This window comes from Dyella ginsengisoli LA-4 (genome assembly GCF_000334915.1).
Taxonomy (GTDB): domain Bacteria; phylum Pseudomonadota; class Gammaproteobacteria; order Xanthomonadales; family Rhodanobacteraceae; genus Dyella_A; species Dyella_A ginsengisoli_A.
In genome coordinates this window covers 1-2,417 of record NZ_AMSF01000099.1, presented here as the reverse complement: position 1 = coordinate 2,417, position 2,417 = coordinate 1, and the positions used below count along the sequence as shown (strand labels likewise).

Annotated in this window: 2 protein-coding genes and 1 tRNA gene; 1 reads left to right on the top strand and 2 read right to left on the bottom strand. The window is 59.8% G+C overall.

What is annotated here, in order from left to right:
• Positions 1-1,334: TniQ family protein (locus C693_RS23320; RefSeq protein ID WP_206740664.1), on the top strand; the 1,334-nt coding region annotated here is incomplete at its 5' end.
• 470 nt (positions 1,335-1,804) lie between these two features.
• On the opposite strand, the gene C693_RS0120665 is transcribed toward C693_RS23320, so the two are convergent.
• Both C693_RS0120665 and C693_RS22405 read right to left on the bottom strand, forming a co-directional pair.
• Positions 1,805-1,880 (bottom strand) — tRNA-Ile (locus C693_RS0120665).
• A gap of 22 nt (positions 1,881-1,902) precedes the next feature.
• Positions 1,903-2,328: an EamA family transporter gene (locus tag C693_RS22405; RefSeq protein ID WP_157798686.1), complete on the bottom strand. Its 426-nt coding sequence runs from the start codon at positions 2,326-2,328 to the stop codon at positions 1,903-1,905.
• Between the last annotated feature and the right edge of the window lie 89 nt (positions 2,329-2,417).

The following is a 2,417-nucleotide window of genomic DNA, read 5'->3' as shown; positions in this document are numbered from 1 at the left end:
ACACCCGCCGCCTATGCCAAGCAGTTAAAGTGACCCCGGACTCCAAACCGTCCCGCTACTCAAAGCGGGGGGACGTCGTGACCATCCAGACGTTCCTAACGCTCACGGCGTCGTGGTGGCGATCCATCGGGCAAACAGAGTCTCTGCCGGTAAATCCGCTCTACCAGAGAGGGGGAGGCATCTTCTGTGGAGTAGGTCCTGGTGTTCACAGGTTCGTGCAGGCGCTCAAGATTGCTACCGGTTCTTCGCTGCTTGAGCGCACTACATTCGTAAGCCTAACGCCGGCCATGTCCAGACAGAGCATAGGACTTTCACGCAAGAGCAGAGCCTGGTGTCCTGCATGTTTCCAGGAACATGAGGCGAACGGTAGCGTGTATTACGACCGTCTGCTCTGGGCCATGGGAGCTATCAAGCGTTGCCCAATCCATAAAGTGGGGTTGATATCGTACTGCCCGAGTTGCGCAAGATTGCAAGAGTTCTACCATCGTGACGGTGGCTTGGGTGTTTGCTGGAGTTGCGGTCACGAGCTACTAACTAACCCTGACAGCTGGCAATTCAATCCCAACCCGACATTCGGCGAAAGAGATTGTGTCGATTTGGTGGATGCGATAAGCCTGGGGAGCCTGACGGCAGCCTACCCGGACGCCTTCCAGACCTTCTTTGCTGAAGTTCTTCGAGCAGCACCGCCGAAGAAGCGTCTTCGTTTTGGAAAGGAGCTTTTTAACCTAAAGATCGACAACAGCCGGGCGCTCAGAACACAGTCACCGCACTTTTCGACGATGCTACGTAGTACCCATGCGACAGGCGTCAGACTGATCGATGTATTGACATCCCCCGTTGAAGCGGCATGCGTTGCTGGGGGCATGCTTGTCGATCGAGTGGACGGCCGAAGTGAACGAAGGCCGCACAAGTCCATATCGGTAATAGAGGAGTGTGGGCTCCGCCTGAGTTCTGAGTTGGCCAAGCCCGACGAGGACGATGTCCTGCCGCTAAGGGAGCTCTCGCGGGAGTTGGGAGTCGGGGTTGGATTTCTTCGATACCGGTTTGCACCCCTAATTCATGATTACGAGAGGAGGCGCTCGTTCGAAAAGGAGCGCCAAAAAAGTAAACGTATGCGGCGAATGCTCAATTCCCTTCAGAAAGATCTCCTGAAGAGTTTTCCATCTGCATGCTATCCAACGCAGGAGCGTCTCGCCTACGCTGTGATGGAAAAGTGCAACGTTGGGCGCCGTGCGGCGAGAGAAGCGGTGAAGTTGGCACTAGCCGACCGCCACGCTTCAGACATGCCAAGCAGGTGGAGGGATCATTCTCGAAGTCACACAACGAGGGTTTGAAAGAACCGGATTGTTGGTATCGCCCGAACCACCTGATGGGTGGCAGTCCCGTAGGCGCCTGACTGGCGCAAACTTGTATATGTGGACGTCGGCGACTGGCGCCCGAAGAGGCGCCGCGAGTGGAAAAATGCCGCGACAAGTTCCGCGGAAAAGAAAGCACCCGGGGTGCGTCACGATAAACCGCGCTGCCCACCCGATCCGAGTGTTGCTGGAGCCATAGTACAGGGCTTCATGATGGCCGTGCCGTTGACTTGGGTGCGCGAGCTGGTCGGCAACATGCGCTCCCCTGTGAGCAGCGCGCTGCCGGAGGCTTTGGCTTCGCGTGGTGGCTCAACCAATTCAACGTAGGACACCAACTCTCCGCGCTGAAGTATCAGCCAATTTGGCCAAACTCGCGAGACGTCCGTGAAAGTTTGGCCAAAATGGCCAAACTTTGCCGGATCGCGCAACCGGGTCCCGCGGGGCTGGAATGGTGGGCCCACCAGGGCTCGAACCTGGAACCAAGGGATTATGAGTCCCCTGCTCTAACCATTGAGCTATAGGCCCGCGGGCTGCGCAGTGTAACGGCTCAGGCGGCCCCGGTGTTCGCGGTGGCGAGCCGGCGCTGGCGTTGCTGGTGGCGCAGGGCGTCGGTGCTGAGCACGGCGAGCGCGGCCCAGATGAGGATGAAGCCGGTCCAGCGCGACGGCGACATCGCCTCGTGGTTCACCCCCACGGCGATGGCGAACTGCAGCGACGGCGCGAGGTACTGCAGCATGCCGAGCAGGCTCAGCGGCAGCCGCCGGGCGGCGGCTGCGAAGAAGGTCAGCGGGGTGGCAGTGACGATGCCGGTAGAGGCCAGCAGCAGCGCGCTGCGCCAGCCATCGGCGAGGAAGTGCGAGTCGCCGTGGGCGTGCAGCCAGAGCAGCGCCAGCAGCGCGAATGGCGCCAGCAGCAGGGTTTCGATGGCCAGGCTGGTGACCGCGCCGGTGCGGCGCCCGGCGAAGCTCTTCATCAGGCCATACATGTAATGACCCAGCGGTTCCTGCACAGGTCAGGCCGCTAAAGCGTATGCCTCAGCGGGTGTCTTCATCCCCAACGCCT